The 17,616-nt window shown below is 62.5% G+C and carries 16 protein-coding genes; 9 read left to right on the top strand and 7 right to left on the bottom strand.

The features are described 5' to 3' along the window. Positions 1-19: 19 nt before the first annotated feature. From PSCI_RS10065 to PSCI_RS10055, 3 genes are all read left to right on the top strand, one after another. Entirely contained in the window at positions 20-562 is a 543-nt protein-coding gene (locus tag PSCI_RS10065; protein WP_045485891.1) for a sigma-70 family RNA polymerase sigma factor, read from the top strand. Then, entirely contained in the window at positions 559-1,257 is a 699-nt protein-coding gene (locus PSCI_RS10060; RefSeq protein WP_045485888.1) for an anti-sigma factor, read from the top strand. The genes PSCI_RS10065 and PSCI_RS10060 overlap by 4 nt, the downstream gene beginning before the upstream one ends. Positions 1,258-1,377: 120 nt before the next feature. After that, a complete protein-coding gene (locus tag PSCI_RS10055; protein WP_045485885.1) occupies positions 1,378-2,766 on the top strand; it encodes an amino acid permease in 1,389 nt (462 codons plus the stop codon). 183 nt (positions 2,767-2,949) lie between these two features. Here the strand turns inward: PSCI_RS10055 and PSCI_RS10050 are convergent, their stop codons facing one another. Beyond that, positions 2,950-5,172, bottom strand: a complete 2,223-nt coding sequence (locus PSCI_RS10050) for a heavy metal translocating P-type ATPase (RefSeq protein ID WP_045485882.1) — start codon at positions 5,170-5,172, stop codon at positions 2,950-2,952. Positions 5,173-5,255: 83 nt separating this feature from the next. On the opposite strand from PSCI_RS10050, the gene cadR reads away from it, so the two are divergent. The 4 genes from cadR (at position 5,256) to PSCI_RS10030 (ending at position 9,521) form a co-directional block, all read left to right on the top strand. Next, positions 5,256-5,702: a Cd(II)/Pb(II)-responsive transcriptional regulator gene (gene cadR, locus PSCI_RS10045; RefSeq protein ID WP_045485879.1), complete on the top strand. Its 447-nt coding sequence runs from the start codon at positions 5,256-5,258 to the stop codon at positions 5,700-5,702. A gap of 47 nt (positions 5,703-5,749) precedes the next feature. Further along, positions 5,750-6,766, top strand: coding sequence for a LacI family DNA-binding transcriptional regulator (locus PSCI_RS10040; RefSeq protein WP_045485876.1), 1,017 nt, complete (start codon positions 5,750-5,752; stop codon positions 6,764-6,766). A gap of 263 nt (positions 6,767-7,029) precedes the next feature. After that, complete coding sequence (locus PSCI_RS10035; protein WP_045494102.1) at positions 7,030-8,331, top strand: MFS transporter; 1,302 nt, start codon at positions 7,030-7,032, stop codon at positions 8,329-8,331. A 29-nt stretch (positions 8,332-8,360) separates the two neighbouring features. Continuing rightward, a complete protein-coding gene (locus PSCI_RS10030) occupies positions 8,361-9,521 on the top strand; it encodes an L-talarate/galactarate dehydratase (RefSeq protein ID WP_045485873.1) in 1,161 nt (386 codons plus the stop codon). Positions 9,522-9,600: 79 nt separating this feature from the next. Here PSCI_RS10030 and PSCI_RS10025 read toward each other — a convergent pair whose 3' ends face one another. The 3 genes from PSCI_RS10025 to PSCI_RS10015 are packed head-to-tail and all read right to left on the bottom strand — an operon-like array spanning position 9,601 to position 11,112. Next, the gene (locus PSCI_RS10025) at positions 9,601-10,032 is read right to left on the bottom strand and encodes a carboxymuconolactone decarboxylase family protein (RefSeq protein ID WP_045485871.1); all 432 of its coding nucleotides are present in this window, start codon (positions 10,030-10,032) and stop codon (positions 9,601-9,603) included. Between the two features lie 25 nt (positions 10,033-10,057). Beyond that, positions 10,058-10,669: an FMN-dependent NADH-azoreductase gene (locus PSCI_RS10020; protein ID WP_045485868.1), complete on the bottom strand. Its 612-nt coding sequence runs from the start codon at positions 10,667-10,669 to the stop codon at positions 10,058-10,060. Beyond that, positions 10,666-11,112: a GNAT family N-acetyltransferase gene (locus PSCI_RS10015; protein ID WP_045485865.1), complete on the bottom strand. Its 447-nt coding sequence runs from the start codon at positions 11,110-11,112 to the stop codon at positions 10,666-10,668. Before PSCI_RS10015 ends, PSCI_RS10020 begins: the two co-directional genes overlap by 4 nt. Positions 11,113-11,202: 90 nt before the next feature. Between PSCI_RS10015 and pdxR the strand changes: the two genes are divergently transcribed. Beyond that, entirely contained in the window at positions 11,203-12,654 is a 1,452-nt protein-coding gene (gene pdxR, locus PSCI_RS10010; RefSeq protein ID WP_045485862.1) for a MocR-like pyridoxine biosynthesis transcription factor PdxR, read from the top strand. Here the strand turns inward: pdxR and PSCI_RS10005 are convergent. After that, positions 12,599-13,570, bottom strand: coding sequence for a thymidylate synthase (locus PSCI_RS10005; protein ID WP_045485859.1), 972 nt, complete (start codon positions 13,568-13,570; stop codon positions 12,599-12,601). The genes pdxR and PSCI_RS10005 overlap by 56 nt on opposite strands. Positions 13,571-13,622: 52 nt before the next feature. Then, positions 13,623-14,435, bottom strand: a complete 813-nt coding sequence (gene lgt, locus PSCI_RS10000; RefSeq protein WP_045485856.1) for a prolipoprotein diacylglyceryl transferase — start codon at positions 14,433-14,435, stop codon at positions 13,623-13,625. 127 nt (positions 14,436-14,562) lie between these two features. Here lgt and PSCI_RS09995 point away from each other — a divergent pair, with 127 nt between their 5' ends. Continuing rightward, positions 14,563-15,309 (top strand): NRDE family protein, encoded by a 747-nt coding sequence (locus tag PSCI_RS09995; RefSeq protein ID WP_045485853.1) that lies wholly within the window; start codon positions 14,563-14,565, stop codon positions 15,307-15,309. A 13-nt stretch (positions 15,310-15,322) separates the two neighbouring features. Here PSCI_RS09995 and ptsP read toward each other — a convergent pair whose 3' ends face one another. Further along, on the bottom strand, positions 15,323-17,602 hold the full coding sequence (gene ptsP / locus PSCI_RS09990) for a phosphoenolpyruvate--protein phosphotransferase (RefSeq protein WP_045485850.1): 2,280 nt from the start codon (positions 17,600-17,602) through the stop codon (positions 15,323-15,325). Positions 17,603-17,616 lie beyond the last annotated feature (14 nt).

The raw sequence follows: 17,616 nt of genomic DNA, 5'->3' as shown, positions 1-17,616 counted from the left end.
CTCAGATGGTGGATCGACTTTGACCTCGTACGAATCGCAGTTTGATTATCAAGCCGCCCTGCAGGCCTGCGCGCGTGGCGAGCGTGGGGCCTTGCAGCGCCTTTATCATCAGGAAAGCGCCCGCTTGCTGGGCGTTGTCCTGCGCATCGTGCGTGACCGCGCGCAGGCAGAAGATATCGTGCATGACGCGTTCATCAGAATCTGGGCGCAGGCCAGCCGGTTCGATCCGCAGCGTGGTTCGGCCCGTGGCTGGATCTTTACCCTGACCCGCCGTCTGGCGCTTAACCATATCCGCAACAGCGCGCGTGAAGTGGCGCTGGAGGAAGATCAAGTGCATGGCCTGGCGGCACAGGAGGCTGAAGCGTTCGACTGGCAGGTCAATCCGGGACGCCTCCAGCATTGTCTGGAACAGCTCGACCCGGTGCGGCGCAACTGTATCTGTCACGCCTATGTCGACGGCTACACCCACCAACAGATCGCCCGGCAGGTCGGCGCGCCGCTGGGCACCGTCAAGGCCTGGATCAAGCGCAGCCTGGCGGCCTTGCGGGAGTGCCTGGGATGACTTCAACTGCTGATCGCGATCTTCATGAGCTGGCTGGCGAATATGTGCTCGGCACCCTGTCTGCCAGCGAACGGGCCGAGGTCGAACAGCGCCTGGCGGTCGAGCCGGATTTGCAAGCCGCGGTCGATGCCTGGGAAGCCCGGCTGCTGCCATTGACCGAACTGTGCGAGCCGGTCCAGCCATCTGCCGGACTGTGGTCGCGCATCGAACAGTCGCTGGCCGAACCGCTGCGCAGTGCCGAGTGCGCCCGGCGCTGGTGGGACAGCCTGGGGCTGTGGCGCGGCCTGGCCGGTGCCGGGCTGGCGGCCTCGCTGGTGCTGGGCAGCCTGCTGCTGATGCAGCCACCGCTCAGCCAGCCCTCGTATGTGGTGGTGCTGGTCGCACCGCAAGACAAGGCGCCGGGCTGGGTGGTGCAGACCCGCGACAGCCGCCAGATCCAGTTGATTCCGCTGAGCGTCAGTGAAGTCCCCAGCGACAAGGCGCTGGAGTTCTGGACCAAGGGCGATGACTGGCAAGGCCCGGTCTCGCTGGGCCTGGTCAAACCTGGCCAGACGCTGCATGTACCGCTCGACAAACTGCCGCCACTGCAACCCAACCAGTTGTTCGAGCTGACCCTGGAAAGCGCCAACGGCTCATCGACCGGCAAACCGACCGGGCCGATCCAGTTCATTGGGCGGGCAGTAAAAGTGATCTGAGCAATCGCGCAAAACGCTTACGGCATTCTTGCCGTAGAATGGCGGGCTTGCCTGTCAGGGGCAGTTTTTTGCGCACAGCTGTGCAGTCACTTGCCACACCAGTAATGAATTGGACCAGAAATGACGTCAACAGATGGTTTGAAACGTGGGTTATCCGCCCGCCATATCCGCTTCATGGCCCTGGGCTCTGCCATCGGCACAGGGCTGTTCTATGGCTCGGCGGCCGCCATCCAGCAAGCCGGCCCGGCGGTGCTGCTGGCCTACCTGATCGGTGGTGCGGCGGTGTTCATGGTCATGCGCGCACTGGGTGAAATGGCTGTTCATGACCCGGTATCCGGCTCGTTCAGCCACTACGCCAGCCGCTATCTGGGCCCGTTGCCAGGCTTTGTGCTGGGTTGGACTTATGCCTTCGAGATGATCATCGTCTGCCTTGCCGACGTGACCGCATTCGGTATCTACATGGGCTTCTGGTTCCCGGAGGTGCCGCGCTGGATCTGGGTGTTGTCGATTGTGTTCTTCATCGGCGCGCTGAACCTGTGCAACGTCAAGGTGTTCGGTGAGGCCGAGTTCTGGCTGTCATTGCTCAAGGTCAGCGCCATCATCGGCATGATCGTCGGCGGCGCAGGGATCATGCTGTTCGGTATCGGCAGTGCGACCGGCGGCGAGGTGTCCACCGGGATCAGCAACCTGTGGGAACACGGCGGCTTCATGCCCAATGGCGTGGCCGGGCTGATCGCCTCGCTGGCAGTGGTGATGTTCGCCTTCGGCGGCATCGAGATCATCGGCATCACCGCCGGTGAAGCCAAGGACCCGAAACGCAGCCTGCCGCAGGCGATCAACGCGGTGCCGCTGCGGATCCTGCTGTTCTATGTACTGACCTTGTTTGTGGTGATGTGCCTGTTCCCATGGCCGCAGATCGGTACCCAGGGCAGCCCGTTCGTGCAGATTTTCAATAATCTGGGTATGCCTGCGGCAGCCACGGTGTTGAATATCGTGGTGATTTCGGCGGCAGTGTCGGCGATCAACAGCGATATTTTCGGTGCCGGACGGATGATGTACGGCATGGCCAAAGAAGGTCAGGCGCCAGAGAGCTTTGCCAAGCTGTCGAAACAGGGCGTGCCGTGGATGACGGTGCTGGTGATGGGGATCACCTTGCTGGGGGGTGTGGTGCTCAATTACCTGATTCCCAAGGATGTGTTCCTGCTTATCGCGTCGCTGGCTACGTTCGCCACGGTCTGGGTATGGCTGATGATTCTGCTCACTCAGGTGGCCATGCGTCGTTCAATGAATGCCGATGAGGTCAGCAAGCTGCAGTTCCCGGTGCCGTTCTGGCCTTGGGGTCCGGCGGCGGCGATTGTGTTCATGGTGTTCATCTTTGGTGTATTGGGCTGGTTCCCGAACAGCCGCGCGGCATTGATGGTAGGTGCGGTATGGGTGGTGTTGCTGGTGCTGGCTTATTACATCTGGGTACAGCCGAACACGGATGCCGGGAAAGGCAAAACCCTGTAGGAGCGGCCGGGCTTTAATCCGCTTCAGCCGCAAAGACCTTGCCCAGCGAGACCGGCACATTCACAGCATCTGCTGCGAATGTGCCGCCGCCTTCGCCAGCAAGCTGGCTCCCACCGGGGTATGCAGTTACGGATACGTTGTAGCTGTAAGTCTGCGATTGCATAGCGTGTCATTAGAGCCTGCTCATTTTTTGAGCAAGCGCAATCCATTGAATACCACCAGCAAGCTGACCCCCATGTCGGCGAACACGGCCATCCACATGGTGGCCATGCCGGTGAAGGTGATAGCCAGGAAGATCAGTTTGGTCACCAGTGCCAGGGCGATGTTCTGGCGCAGGATGGCTGAGGTGTCGCGGGACAGGCGGATGAAGGCCGGGATTTTGCGCAGGTCGTCGTCCATCAGCGCGACATCGGCGGTTTCGATGGCGGTGTCAGTGCCGGCGGCGGCCATGGCGAAACCGATTTCGGCACGCGCCAGGGCCGGGGCGTCGTTAATGCCGTCGCCGACCATGCCAACCCGGTGCTGGTTGGCGTACAGCGCTTCAATGGCTTGCAGTTTGTCGGCCGGCAGCAGGTTGCCGCGGGCCTGGTCGATGCCAACCTGATCGGCAATCGCACGGGCGGTGTACGGGTTATCACCGGTGAGCATCAGGGTCTTGATGCCCAGCTCATGCAGTTGCGCGATGGCTTCGCGGCTACTGTCCTTGACCGTGTCGGCCACCGCGAACAACGCCAGCGGGCCGTTTTCGTCGAGCAGCAGCACGACCGTCTTGCCCTGCGACTCCAGTGCATCGAGCCGTGCTTGCAGCGCTGTTGAGCCCAGCCCCAACTCCTCCACCAGGCGGTGGTTGCCCAGGTGATAACGACGACCGTCGATATCCCCGGCCACGCCACGACCGCCCAGCGCTTCGAAGTTGCTGACTGGCGCCAGCGCCAGACTGCTATCGGCGGCCTGAGCGATGGCCAGCGACACCGGATGGTCAGAGCGTGCCGCCAGGCTGGCGGCAATGGTTGGTGCGTTGCTGACCCGGCTGTCGAGTACCACACAGTCGGTCTGCACCGGCTTGCCATGGGTCAGGGTGCCGGTCTTGTCCAGGGCCAGGTAGTCGATCTGCCGACCCATCTCCAGATACACCCCGCCCTTGATCAGGATGCCTTTACGCGCCGCCGCCGCCAGACCGCTGACAATACTCACCGGGGTGGAAATCACCAGTGCGCAAGGGCAGGCCACCACCAGCAGGACCAGCGCCCGATAGACCCAGTCGAACCATGCGCCGGCAAACAACAGCGGTGCGATCAAAGCCACCGCCAGCGCGGTGAGGAACACGGCCGGGGTGTAGATCCGCGAGAACTGGTCAACGAAACGCTGGGTCGGCGCACGGGCGCCTTGCGCTTGTTCCACGGCATGGATGATCCGCGCCAGGGTCGACTGACTGGCCGCAGCCGTCACCCGGTACTCCAAAGAACCTGCTTGGTTGATGGTGCCAGCGAACAGTTTGTCGCCCACAGTCTTTTCCACAGGCAGGCTTTCGCCGGTAATCGGCGCCTGATCAATGCTCGATTGCCCGCTGACCACTTCGCCGTCCAGGGCGATGCGCTCGCCGGGCCGCACCCGCAATAACGCTCCAGGCCCGATAGCCTTGGCTTCAAGCTCCAGCCAACTGCCATCGGCCTGCTGCACGGTGGCGGTTTCCGGAGTCAGTTGCATCAGACTGCTGATGGCGTTGCGCGCCCGGTCCAGCGAGCGCGCTTCGATCAGTTCGGCCACGGTAAACAGGAACATCACCATGGCTGCTTCCGGCCACTGGCCGATCAGCACCGCGCCGGTAACCGCGATGCTCATCAGCGCATTGATGTTCAGATTGAGGTTTTTCAGGGCAATCCAGCCCTTTTTATAGGTGCCCAGGCCACAACTGAGGATCGACACCAGCGCCAGCACGATCACCAGCCACTCCGGCCCTGCGCTGAAATGCACAAGCTCTGCGCCCAGAGCAGTCAGGCCCGACACGGTCAGCAGCTTCCAGGCACTTTTTTTCGCTACCGGGGCAGCCTCTGCGCCCTCTTCGAGCGGCTGAGCCTGCATGCCCAGCGAGCCAATCGCGTCACGAATCGCGGCGGTGTCGGGCAACACATGCCAGACCCCGAGACGACGCTGCAGCAGATTGAACTCCAACCTGTGAATCCCCTCCATTTTGCCCAGACGATCCTGAATCAGGGTCTGTTCGGTGGGGCAGTCCATCTGCTCGATGCTGAACTGGCTCAACCGCGCCTCACCATCCGCCGCCGCGACAAAGGTCACCTGCGCCGGTGCCGCAGCGCCACCACAGCAGCCATGGGTGTGGGCGGGTTGCTCAGGTTGGTGATCGTCATGTTTATGCACAGGTGTAAGCCGGGTGATCTGCCCCATGGGTCCATCCTCCAAATCAAGATATTGCCAAGTGAACACCCTGTAGCCACTATAGGGTCAAGCACCTGCGCGGAATCCTGCTCATGAAAATCGGTGAACTGGCCAAACTGACCGACACCCAGGTCGAAACCGTCCGCTATTACGAACGCGAAGGCCTGCTGCCTGTGCCGTCGCGTACCGAAGGCAATTACCGGCTGTACACCCAGGCCCACGTCGAGCGCCTGAGCTTCATCCGCAATTGCCGCAGCCTGGACATGACCCTGGATGAAATCCGGCGCCTGCTGAACCTGCGCGACAGCCCGCAGGATCAGTGCGAGAGCGTCAATGCCCTGATCGACGAGCACATCGCCCACGTCGACGCGCGGGTCGCCAGCCTGCAGGCGCTGCAACAGCAGTTGCGTAACCTGCGCCAGCGCTGCAACGACAACGACCCGGACCACTGCGCGATTCTTGACCGGCTGGAGGTCACCGGCGCAGTGGCTGCGCCCGAGGGCGAGCCGTCACATGTCGGCAGAAGCCACGGTCACTAGGTCACTAGGTGATACATTAGCGCCCCGCGACACAGCCAGGACCGTTCATGCCGAAGAAAGCTGCCCCCTCCACCAACCTGACCCTGATCGACGTCGCCAAGGTGGCCGGCGTATCGCCGATCACCGTGTCGCGGGCCTTGAGCCGTCCGGAGGTGGTCAGCGAGCAGACCCGGCAGAAGGTCATGGCAGCGGTGCGCCAGACCGGCTATGTGTCGAACATGCTGGCTGGCAGCCTGGCCAGCAACAAGAGCCGGCTGGTCGCCATCTTCCTGCCGACCATGGCCAACTCGATCTTTGCCGATACGGTGCAGGCGCTGATGGAACGTCTGGCCCAGGCCGGCTACCAGACTTTGCTGGGTTTGACCGGCTACTCTGCCGAGCAGGAAGAGAAACTCCTGGAAGCGATTCTCGGCCGCCGCCCGGATGGCATCGTCCTCACCGGCACCCTGCACACCGAATCCAGCCGCCTGCGCCTGGCTCAGTCGGGCATCCCGGTGGTGGAAGCCTGGGACCTGGCGGACGATCCGCTGGATATGCTGGTGGGCTTCTCCCATGAGCGGGTCGGCGAGGCCATTGCCCAACACCTGCTCGGCAAGGGCTACCGGCGCTTTTCCGTCATCAGCCTGGGCGATCCACGGGGTGTGCGGCGTTGCCAGAGCGTGATCGACGAGCTTGGTCGGCACGGCATCGACGCTGTGCCGCTGCAAGTCATGACCCCGCCGGCGACCCTGAAAACCGGCCGCGACGGCCTGCAACAGTTGCTGGAGCAAGGGCCACTGCCGGAAGTGGTGGTGTGCAGTTCCGACACCATCGCCCAAGGTGTGCTGGCCGAAGCCGCCAGCCGTGGCCTGCGGGTGCCGGAGGATCTGGCAGTGATGGGGTTTGGTGACCTGAGCGCCGCCGCCCAGGTCTATCCGGCGCTGTCGACGGTCAGCGTCGACGGCCAATTGATCGGCCAGAAAGTCGCGCAAGCCCTGCTCGAACGCTTCAATAACGCTGATAACGTCGGCGATCCGGTGCGTATTGATACAGGTTTCAAGTTGATCGAACGCCAGACCACCTGAACCTTGGTTTTTTGCAAAAGCGACGAATGCACCCTTGAATGATTGCGCAATCATTGTATGCTTCGCTCATCAGGTGTTCCGCATGTCCGGGTGCCTGTTTTTTTGATTAACAAATGATTGCGCAATCATATTCAGCAATCACGGTGCAGTGGAGCCAGGCGGCACCCCACATTCAACGCCTCATCACAATAAGGAAGACAATAAAAGTGAGCCAATCAGCCTCCCCGGTAGCCAGGACCAACGTCCGCTACCTGATCCTGGCGATGATCTTCATCGTCACCGTGTTCAACTACGTAGACCGCGCCACGCTGTCCATCGCCGCCCCCGCCATGCGCAATGAGCTGGGCTTCGACGCGCTGACCATGGGCATCGCGTTTTCGGCGTTTGGCTGGGCCTACACCAGCATGCAGATTCCCGGCGGGATCATCCTCGACCGTTACGGTTCGCGTCTGGTGCTGGGCGTCAGCCTGATCCTGTGGTCGACCCTGACCTTTTTGCAGGGTTACGTCGACCTGTTCAGCTCGGCTTTCGTCGCGCTGTTCGTGCTGCGCTTTCTGATGGGCATGGCTGAGTCGCCGGCCTTCCCCGCCAACAACCGCCTCACGGTGATGTGGTTCCCGCGCAACGAGCGCGGCCTGGCCACGGCGATTTTCCAGTCGGCGCAGTATTTCGCCCTGGCCGCCTTCACCCCGCTGATGGTGCTGCTGCTCAGCAGCTTTGGCTGGCAACACGTGTTTTTCTGGACCGGTGGGGCCGGCATCCTGATCGGCCTGCTGTGGTTCAAGATGGTTCATGAGCCGCGCAAGGACAAACGGGTCAACAGCGCCGAAATCGACTACATCGAAGCCGGTGGCGGCATGCCCAATATCGGCGACACCAAAACGGCGTTCAGTTGGCAACGCGCCAAGGCCATCGGCGCCAATCGGATGATGCTCGGCGTGTATCTGGGACAGTTCTGCCTAACCTCGATCACCTGGTTCTTCCTCACCTGGTTTCCGACTTATCTGGTCGAAGCCAAGGGCATGACCATGCTCAAGGTCGGTCTGGTGGCGGCCATCCCGCCGCTGGCGGGCTTTATCGGCGGCATGGTCGGCGGCGTCTGGTCAGACTGGATGCTCAAGAAAGGCTTTAGCCTCACCGCCGCACGCAAGACCCCGATCATCTGCGGCTTGCTGCTGTCGAGCAGCATCGTGGTCGCCAACTACACCCAGTCGGTGACGGTGGTCATTCTGGTGATGTCGATCGCCTTTTTCGCCAAAGGGGTCGGCAATCTGGGCTGGTGCATCGTCGGCGATGTCTCGCCCAAACAAGCCATGGGTATCAGCGGCGCGATGTTCAACTTCTGCGGCAACATCGCCAGCATCGTGACTCCCATCGCCATCGGCCTGCTGGTCAGCAAGGGCTCGTTCGACATGGCCCTGGTCTATGTCGCCGCCATGGGCCTGCTTGGCGCCTTTGCCTATCTGTTTATCGTCGGCCCGCTCAAGCGCATGGAGCTCGACGAATCCGCCCAGCCAGCTGAACCCAGCCACAAGCCGGCCGAGTCCGCCGCGCTCAAGCCATAAAAGTTATCCACACCCTCAAGGAGAGCGACATGACCGTACAACAACCAGACCGCCCATCCGCCGACCACGACCAGATTGCCTGGATCAAGGTGTCGTCGGTCTTCCTGCCGCTGGCCAACCCGATCAGCGATGCCAAGGTACTCACCGGTCGGCAGAAGCCGATGACTGAGATCGCCATGCTGTTTGTCGAGATCCAGACCAAAGATGGCCACAGCGGCCTGGGGTTCAGCTATTCCAAGCGTTCCGGCGGCCCCGGCCAGTTTGCCCACGCCCAGGAAATCGCCCCGGCGCTGATCGGCGAGAACCCCAGCGATATCGCCAAGCTGTGGACAAAACTCTGCTGGGCCGGTGCTTCGGTGGGCCGCAGCGGCCTGTCGACCCAAGCCATCGGCGCCTTCGATGTCGCGTTGTGGGACCTCAAAGCCAAGCGCGCCAACCTGTCGCTGGCCCGCCTGCTCGGCGCCCAGCGTGATTCGGTGCGCTGCTACAACACCTCCGGCGGCTTTTTGCACACGCCGCTGGAGCAACTGCTGAAAAACACTGAGCTGTCGCGGGAAAAGGGCATCGGCGGCATCAAGCTCAAGGTCGGCCAGCCTGATTGCGCGGTGGATATCCAGCGGGTCAGCACGGTGCGCAAACAGCTTGGGGATAACTTCCCGTTGATGGTCGACGCCAACCAGCAGTGGGACCGCCCGACCGCCCAGCGCATGTGTAGGCAGTTCGAGGCCTACAACCTGGTATGGATCGAGGAGCCGCTCGATTGCTACGACGCCGAAGGCCACGCCGCCCTTGCCCAGCAGTTCGATACGCCGATCGCGACCGGCGAAATGCTCACCAGCGTGGCCGAGCACGCCGAATTCATCAAACTGCGCGGCGCTGACTATCTGATGCCTGACGCGCCGCGGGTCGGCGGTATCACACCGTTCCTCAAGGTCGCGGCCATGGCCGAACAGGCCGGGGTGATGCTGGCCCCGCACTTTGCCATGGAGTTGCATGTGCACCTGGCAGCCACTTACCCGACCGAACCGTGGGTCGAGCACTTCGAATGGCTGGAGCCGCTGTTCAACGAACGCCTGGAAACCCGCGACGGACGCATGCGGGTACCGACCCGCCCCGGCCTGGGCCTGTCGTTGAGTGAACGGGTTGCCGGCTGGACGGCGCAAAGCGTGGAAATCGGCCAACGGCCGTAATGCTTGCAAAAGCAAAGGGGCTGGCACACTCGCAGCATCGACTGCGAATGTGCCGCTGTCTTTGCTGGCAAGCCAGTCCCTACAGTTTCATCCCCACCGCCAGCCGGTTGAACGCATTCATCAGCGACACGGCGAAGGTCAGGTCGGAAATCTCGGCACTTGAAAAGTGCGCTTGCAGAGGCTCGTACAGCTCATCGGGGGCGCCCTTGTCACTGACGTAGGTGAGGGTTTCCGCCCAGGCCAGGGCCGCACGTTCACGCGCATCGAATAGCTCACTGATGCGCCAGCCGGCCAGGCAATCGAGCTTGTTCTGCGCCACACCACTGTCGCGCAGGGTCTGCGAGTGCTTGCCCAGGCAGAACGCGCAGCCGTTGATCTGCGAAACCCGCAGGAACACCAGCTCTACCAGCGGCAGGCCCAGCGGCCCTTCGACCAGCGCCTTGTTAGTGGCCAACAGGCCCTGATAGGCCGCTGGTGAGAGGGTGGAAAACGGCAGTCTGAGTTGGCTCATGGTTTAGCTCCTGTACAAGAAATGATCAAAGTTGCCTGAACAGCGGTTCCAGCCGTAGCCGGGTACGCGCCTCATGCAGGGCCTGCTCGACGGCTTCAGCGCCAAACACCAGGCCTTGCAAATAGCTGAAATGCACATCGAACAACCCCAGGGTGTTGAGCACATGGCGCAAGTAGGACGTCAGAAAGTCCGGCTGCCTGGCGCGCTCGCCCTGATGAAAGCCGCCGGAGCCGACCAGCACATACACCGGGCGGTCCTTGAGCAGCCCGGTCTTGCCATCGGGACCTGCGCTGAAGGTGCGGTGAATGCGCAGCACGTAATCGATCCACAGCTTGAGCGCCGCCGGCACGGTGAAGTTGTGCATCGGGGTGGCGATCAGCAGCACATCGCTGTTTTCCAGTTCACCAATCAATGCTTCGGACAGTTCGAACAATGGCGCGTCGAACGGCGTGACCGTGGTCAGCGCCTGGGCGTAGCCGGCGGACAGCGGCGGCAATGGGTCGCGTCCCAGATCGCGCTCAAGCCGTTCGATATCCACCTGCTGGTGACCCAAACTGGCCAGCAGTTCTTCAGCCAGACGATGGGCGTGGGAATCCTGGCCCATGGGGCTGGCGTTGATGAGCAGAACCCGCTTCATAGCGTACCCCCGGCCCGCAGGCGCTGGGTAAAGTGCATACCGCTCGCCAGCAGCCCCTGGCGGAAGTAGAAGCGCTGAGCCAAGGCCATGTGCAGGCCGGTATCCAGCACAAAATGATCGCAGCCCAGCTGCCGGGCCTGCTGGCGAACCTGATCGAGCAGTTGCCCTCCCAGCCCGCTGCGCTGTAACGCCGGGCTGATCAGCAGATCATCGACATACACGAAGCGGCCATACAGCAGGTTTTCCAGCTCACGGTAACCGGCCAGCCCGACAATCTGTGCATCCTGCATCGCGGCCAGCAACCGATAGCCCTGGCCGGCCTGCCGTTGCAGTTGCGCGACATAGGCGTCAGCGTTGTCCAGGTGCGGGCGTAGCACACGCATCAGCCCGAAACTGGCCGCCAGGGCCTGAGGGTCTTCAAGGTGCAAGAAGGTGCAGTTCATCGCGGTCACTCGTGATGTTCAGAAGATGGCTTACTCTAGGCCGCGAATGGCTTAAGCTACAGGGCCGAAAAATGATTAAACGACTAGGCCATGTCACACGCCTTCGAACCGGACCGCAATCAGCCTGAGCCGATCTATCGCCAGCTGTATCAGCGTTTTCGCCAATCCATCGCCGATGGCCGCCTGCGCCCCGGCGAGCGGGTGCCGGCGGTACGCGCCCTGGCGGCAGAGCTGAACCTGGCCAGAGGCACGGTCGAGACGGCTTATCAGTTGCTGATTGGCGAAGGCTACCTGCTGGCCAGAGGCGCCGCCGGGACCATCGTCAGCCCGCAACTGCCAGCGCTGACGATGCCAAATCTGGCCACGCCAACCAGCCCCAGCACTTACCTGTCGAACCACAGTGGCGGCCTGCCAATGCCCTTGCAGATGGGCGTGCCGGCCCTGGATGCCTTCCCGCGCAAGCTCTGGACCCGGCTGGCCGGCCGGCAACTGCGCCGCAGCGGTCTGGAAGGCCTGGTCTACCCCGACCCGCAGGGCCACGGGCCGCTACGCGCGGCCATTGCCACTTATCTGGGGATATCCCGCGGCATCGCCTGCCGGCCGGAACAGGTGTTCGTCTGCGCCGGGTATCGCGCTTGCCTGGACCTGATCAGCCATACCCTGATGCGCGCCGGTGACCGTTGCTGGCTGGAAGAGCCGGGCTACTTCATGGCCCGTCATGCGTTGCTGGAAGCTGGCGCGCAACTGATACCCGTGCCGGTGGATGAGCACGGTCTGGATGTCGCCCAAGGCATCGCCCGGGCCCCCGACGCCCGTTTCGCGGTGGTCACCCCGACCCACCAAAGCCCGCTGGGCGTGTCCCTCAGCCTGCCGCGCCGCCTGGCGCTGTTGGACTGGGCCAACCGCAATGGCAGCTGGATCATCGAGGACGACTACGACAGCGAATACCGCTATCAAGGCAAACCGCTACCCGCCCTCAAGAGCCTCGACCAGCAAGGCCGGGTGCTGTACACCGGCACCTTCAGCAAAGTGCTGTTTCCCGGACTGCGCCTGGCCTACCTGGTGGTGCCCGCAGAACAGGCCGCCACCTTCGCCTGCCAGGCCGACCGCCTGCACAACCACTGCCCGCTGCTGCAACAGGCCACGGTTTGTGAGTTTCTTGTTGAAGGCCATTTCGCCCGGCACCTGAACAAAATGCGCCGGCTGTATGCACGTCGGCGGCAGTGGCTGGTCGAGGCATTGCAGACCGCGTGCGGCGAAAAACTGCAGATCGACACCCAGGCTGGCGGCATGCACGTGCTGGCGCGACTGCGCGAAGGTAACGACGTGGCGATTGCTGAGCAGGCGCAGCAGGCCGGGATTGCCGTCCAGCCACTGTCGCAGTGGTATCTGGAGGATGAAGGCCGGCAAGGACTGATGCTGGGCTTTACCAACGTGGCCAGTGCCGAGCAGGCGGCGGCACTGGCCAGTCAGTTGGCAGCGTTGCTTACACCGCCATCGGCGCCGTCAACGGCGCATGGTGCTGGTAGCCTTCAAGAGTAAAGTCAGACGGCTCGATCAGTTCCAGCCACTCGGGCTGGTACACGCCGGTCTTGGCAAAGTCCGGCACACGGTCGGAGATCACCAGTTTCGGCAGCGCGTACGGCTCGCGGCTGAGCTGCTCGTTGAGCATGTCCAGGTGGTTCTCGTACACATGGGCGTCGCCGATGAAGTAGGTGAACCAGCGCGGTGTGTAGCCGGTCAGGCGGCCAATCAGGCTCAGCAGCGCAGCGCCCTCGGCCAGGTTGAAGGGCGTGCCCAGACCCAGGTCATTGGAGCGGATGTAAAGGGTCAGGGAGATTTCCCGGGTCTGCGGGTTGGGGTGCAACTGGTACAGCAGATGGCACGGCGGCAGGGCCATTTCGTCCAGCTGGGCGCAGTTCCAGCCATGGAACAGAATGCGGCGGCTGCCTGGGTCGTTGATGATGGTGTCGACACACTGACGGATCTGGTCGATGGCCTTGTACAACACCACGAACGGTTGGCCGTCCTCTTCGGACTCGGCGATCTGCCGGTAGCCCTGGGCCAGGGTCTGCTCGATGGCGGCGCTGTTGCTGGCGGCAATGCGCTTGTAGGCCGGCCATTTACGCCACTGCACGCCGTAAATCTCGCCCAGGTCGTCTTCGCCCTGGCGGAACGGGTTGTTCAGCCACTGGGCGTTTTCGTTGGCATTCTGATCCCAGACCTTGCAGCCCAGCGCGCGGAACTCGGCGGCGTTATTCACCCCGCGCAGGAAACCGACCATCTCGCCGATGGCGGCCTTGAATGCCAGGCGCCGGGTGGTAATCGCCGGGAAACCTTCCTGCAGGTCAAAACGCAGCATCGCGCCGGGGAAGCTGATGGTATTCACCCCGGTACGGTTGGCCTGCAAGGTCCCGTGTTTGATCACGTGGGCGACGAGTTCCAGATATTGCTTCATAAATCACCTGCTTGAATGAACACGCCGGGCAATCAGGCCCGGCGTTTCAGTATTAGACGGCTGCCTTGTGGGCCGCCGGGTCGCGCTTGTAGGCCAGCCAGATCATGACCGCACCCGCGATGATCATCGGCAGGCTGAGGATCTGCCCCATGGTGACCCAGCCCCAGGCCAGATAACCCAGCTGCGCGTCGGGCATGCGTACGAATTCGACAATAAAGCGGAAGATGCCATAGAACATGGCGAACATCCCGGATACCGCCATGGTCGGACGCGGCTTGCGGATATACAGGTTGAGGATGATGAACAGCGCCACACCCTCCAGTGCGAACTGGTACAACTGCGACGGGTGGCGTGCCAGTTGGGCCGGGTCGCTGAACGGCGGGAAGACCATGGCCCACGGTACGTCGGTCGCCTTGCCCCACAGTTCGGCGTTGATGAAGTTACCGATACGCCCGGCCCCCAGGCCGATCGGCACCACCGGTGCGACGAAGTCCATCAACTGGAAAAAGGTCTTGCCGTTGCGCTTGCCAAACCACCAGGCCGCGATCATCACGCCGATGAAGCCGCCATGAAAGGCCATGCCGCCTTTCCACACTTCGAAAATCAGCAGCGGGTTGGCCAGGTAGGTCGACAGATCGTAGAACAGCACGTAACCCAGCCGCCCACCGACAATCACGCCCATGGCCAGCCAGAAAATCAGGTCGGAGACTTTTTCTTTGGTCCAGCTCGGGTCGAACGCATTGACCCGACGCAACAGCAGCCACCAGGCGCCGCCGATACCAACCAGATACATCAAACCGTACCAGTGAATTTGCAGCGGTCCGAGGGATACCGCTACCGGGTCAATCTGCGGGTAAGGCAGCATTGCGACTCCTTGGTGAGATGCCGTTCTGGCAACTTAATAAGCCGGGCATGTTACCGGAGCATGGCGTGACGCTCTAGCCGCGACCGTCTGAAGATGGCTACAGTTTCATCTTCCAAAGGAGCGACGTATGTGTCTGATTGTGTTCGCCTGGCGCCCCGGCCACGCGCAGCCATTGATTGTAGCCGCCAACCGTGACGAATTTTATGCCCGCCCTGCCCGGCCACTGGCGGTATGGGAAGCTACCGACGGGATTCATGCCGGCCGCGACCTGGAGGCCGGCGGGACCTGGCTAGGCATAACGGCAAACGGGCGGTTTGCCGCGCTGACCAATATCCGCGACCCCGACCAGCCATTGGGCCATCGCTCGCGGGGCGAACTGGTTGCAGATTATCTGGCCGGCAGCCAGTCGCCTGCGCAGTATCTGGCTGATGTCGCGGCGCGTGCCGGGCAATACAGTGGCTTCAATCTGCTGGCTGGCACGCTCGACGAGTTGCACTACCTGAACTCGCAAGAGGCGCAGCCTGTATGTCTGCAAGCGGGGGTCTACGGGTTATCCAATGCCCGGCTGGATACACCCTGGCCCAAGCTGCGCAAGGCTCGGGCGGCGCTGGAGGGCAATCTGCATGACCCCCAGCCAGAACGACTGCTGAAATTACTGGCCGATGCCGAACCCGCGCCGCAGGCTCAATTGCCGGACACCGGGGTTGGCTTGCAGACGGAAATCTTGCTGTCGAGCGTGTTTATCACCAGCGGTAACTATGGGACACGGGCGAGTACCGTACTGATCGTTAGCGCGGATGGGCAACAACGGATAATCGAGCGCAGTTTCGGGCCGTTTGGTGCGAGGTTGGGCGATGTGGATATCAGCGTGTAGGCGCTGCGCAGGGTCAATGACCTTTGACCGAGCCCGGATTGAGCATGCGACCCAGTCCCTGATTGCGCAGAGCCAGCTGCAACGAGCTGCTGATGACCTGCGGGTTGTCGTTCTGCATCAGTTGCGCCAGCAGCTCCTGGGCTTTGCTCTGTTGCACCTGGCGCAGCATCCACTTGACCTTGGGCAGGTTGGTGGCGTTCATCGACAAGCTGTCAAAGCCCATCGCCATCAACAGCACCGCCGCTGCCGGGTCGCCAGCCATTTCACCGCAGATACTCACGGTCTTGCCTTCGGCATGAGCGTCACGCACGACGCTTTGCAGGGCTTGCAGGACCGCCGGGTGCAGGTAGTCATAGAGGTCAGCCACCCGCGGGTTGTTACGGTCTACCGCCAGCAGGTATTGAGTCAGGTCGTTGGAGCCCACCGAAAGGAAGTCCACCTGGCGCGCCAGATCACGGGCTTGATAAACCGCTGCCGGCACTTCAATCATCACCCCGACCGGCGGCATCGGCACGTCAGCGCCTTCGTCGCGCACCTCGCCCCAGGCGCGGTGGATCAGGTGCAACGCCTCTTCCACTTCGTGGGTGCTGGAAATCATCGGCAGCAGGATGCGCAGGTTGTTCAGGCCCTCGCTGGCCTTGAGCATGGCGCGGGTCTGGACCAGGAAGATTTCCGGATGGTCGAGCGTGACGCGGATGCCGCGCCAGCCCAGGAACGGGTTCTCTTCCTTGATCGGGAAGTAGGACAGCGCCTTGTCACCGCCGATATCCAGGCTGCGCATGGTCACCGGCAACGGGTGGAAGGCTGATAGCTGTTCGCGGTAGATCGCCAGCTGTTCTTTCTCGCTGGGGAAGCGCTGGTTGATCATGAAGGGCACTTCGGTGCGGTACAGCCCGACGCCTTCGGCGCCACGCTGCTGGGCACGGGCCACATCGGCCAGCAGACCGGTGTTGACCCACAGCGGCATGCGGTGGCCATCGAGGGTCACGCAAGGCAGCTCGCGCAGGCCGTCGAGGTCCTGGGACAGCTGGCGCTCTTCTTCGACCACCACGCTGAACTGTTTGCGCAGGATATCGCTGGGGTTGGTGTAAACCTCACCATGGTGGCCATCGACGATCAGGTCGATACCGTCGACTTTCGAATACGGGAAGTCGACTAGGCCCATGACCGTGGGAATGCCCATGGCCCGCGCCAGAATCGCCACATGGGAGTTACCCGAGCCCATGACCGAGACCAGACCGACCAGTTTGCCCTCGGGCACTTCACCGAGCATGGCCGGGGTCAGTTCTTCACTGACCAGAATGGTGTTGTCGGGGTAGACCAGCGCCTGTTGCCGCGCTTCTTGCAGGTAGGCCAGCAGACGCCGGCCCAGATCCTTGACGTCCGAGGCGCGCTCGCGCAGATAGGCGTCGTCCATCAGCTCGAAGCGGTTGACGTGCTCGGTGACCACCGCACGCAAGGCGCCTTGTGCCCACTGGCCGGTCTTGATGATATTGGTCACTTCACTGCCCAGCGCAGCGTCGTCGAGCATCATCAGGTAGACGTCGAACAGCGCCCGCTCTTCAGGGCGCAGCTGGGTGGCCAGCTTGGCCGACAGGGTGCGCATGTCGTTACGCACGCCTTCGAGGGCGTTCTGGAACAGTGCCAGCTCGGCATCGATGTCGGTGACGGTCTTGTCCGGCACGACATCAAGGTCTGCCGGCGGCAGCCTGACCAGCGCCACGCCGACGGCAGCGCCGGGCGAACCGGCGACACCGACGAACTTGGCTTCCTGAATACCTTTGCCCTGACGGCCCAGACCACGAATCGAGCCGGTGGCTTCAGCATGGGCGATAACCCCGGCCAGCTGCGCGCTCATGGTGACCAGGAAGGCTTCTTCGCCTTCGTCGAACTGGCGACGCTCCTTTTGCTGGATCACCAGCACCCCGACCACACGCCGGTGGTGGATGATCGGTGCGCCGAGGAATGAGGCGTAACGCTCTTCGCCGGTCTCGGCAAAGTAGCGGTAACGGGGGTGAGCAGCGGCGTCTTCGAGGTTCAGCGGCTCTTCCCGGGTACCGACCAAGCCGACCAGACCTTCGTTGGGGGCCATGCTGACCTTGCCGATGGAGCGCTTGTTGAGGCCTTCGGAGGCCATCAGTACAAAGCGGTTGGTCTCCGGATCAAGCAGGTAGACCGAACAGACCTGGCTGCCCATGGCCTCCTTGACACGCAACACAATAATGCCCAACGCCGCCTTGAGATCCTTGGCGGAGTTAACTTCCTGGACGATCTTGCGCAGCGTATTGAGCATGGCTCGGGGTCGAA

Source organism: Pseudomonas sp. StFLB209, assembly GCF_000829415.1.
GTDB lineage: Bacteria > Pseudomonadota > Gammaproteobacteria > Pseudomonadales > Pseudomonadaceae > Aquipseudomonas.
The sequence above is the reverse complement of the archived record's forward strand: the minus strand, read 5'-3'. Positions and strand labels throughout refer to the sequence as shown.

Coding starts and splice junctions, on each gene's coding strand:
- PSCI_RS10060 (WP_045485888.1), top strand. CDS start 559: ATGACTTCAACTGCTGATCGCGATCTTCATGAGCTGGCTGGCGAATAT.
- PSCI_RS10055 (WP_045485885.1), top strand. CDS start 1,378: ATGACGTCAACAGATGGTTTGAAACGTGGGTTATCCGCCCGCCATATC.
- PSCI_RS10050 (WP_045485882.1), bottom strand. CDS start 5,172: ATGGGGCAGATCACCCGGCTTACACCTGTGCATAAACATGACGATCAC.
- cadR (WP_045485879.1), top strand. CDS start 5,256: ATGAAAATCGGTGAACTGGCCAAACTGACCGACACCCAGGTCGAAACC.
- PSCI_RS10040 (WP_045485876.1), top strand. CDS start 5,750: ATGCCGAAGAAAGCTGCCCCCTCCACCAACCTGACCCTGATCGACGTC.
- PSCI_RS10035 (WP_045494102.1), top strand. CDS start 7,030: ATGATCTTCATCGTCACCGTGTTCAACTACGTAGACCGCGCCACGCTG.
- PSCI_RS10030 (WP_045485873.1), top strand. CDS start 8,361: ATGACCGTACAACAACCAGACCGCCCATCCGCCGACCACGACCAGATT.
- PSCI_RS10025 (WP_045485871.1), bottom strand. CDS start 10,032: ATGAGCCAACTCAGACTGCCGTTTTCCACCCTCTCACCAGCGGCCTAT.
- PSCI_RS10020 (WP_045485868.1), bottom strand. CDS start 10,669: ATGAAGCGGGTTCTGCTCATCAACGCCAGCCCCATGGGCCAGGATTCC.
- PSCI_RS10015 (WP_045485865.1), bottom strand. CDS start 11,112: ATGAACTGCACCTTCTTGCACCTTGAAGACCCTCAGGCCCTGGCGGCC.
- pdxR (WP_045485862.1), top strand. CDS start 11,203: ATGTCACACGCCTTCGAACCGGACCGCAATCAGCCTGAGCCGATCTAT.
- PSCI_RS10005 (WP_045485859.1), bottom strand. CDS start 13,570: ATGAAGCAATATCTGGAACTCGTCGCCCACGTGATCAAACACGGGACC.
- lgt (WP_045485856.1), bottom strand. CDS start 14,435: ATGCTGCCTTACCCGCAGATTGACCCGGTAGCGGTATCCCTCGGACCG.
- PSCI_RS09995 (WP_045485853.1), top strand. CDS start 14,563: ATGTGTCTGATTGTGTTCGCCTGGCGCCCCGGCCACGCGCAGCCATTG.
- ptsP (WP_045485850.1), bottom strand. CDS start 17,602: ATGCTCAATACGCTGCGCAAGATCGTCCAGGAAGTTAACTCCGCCAAG.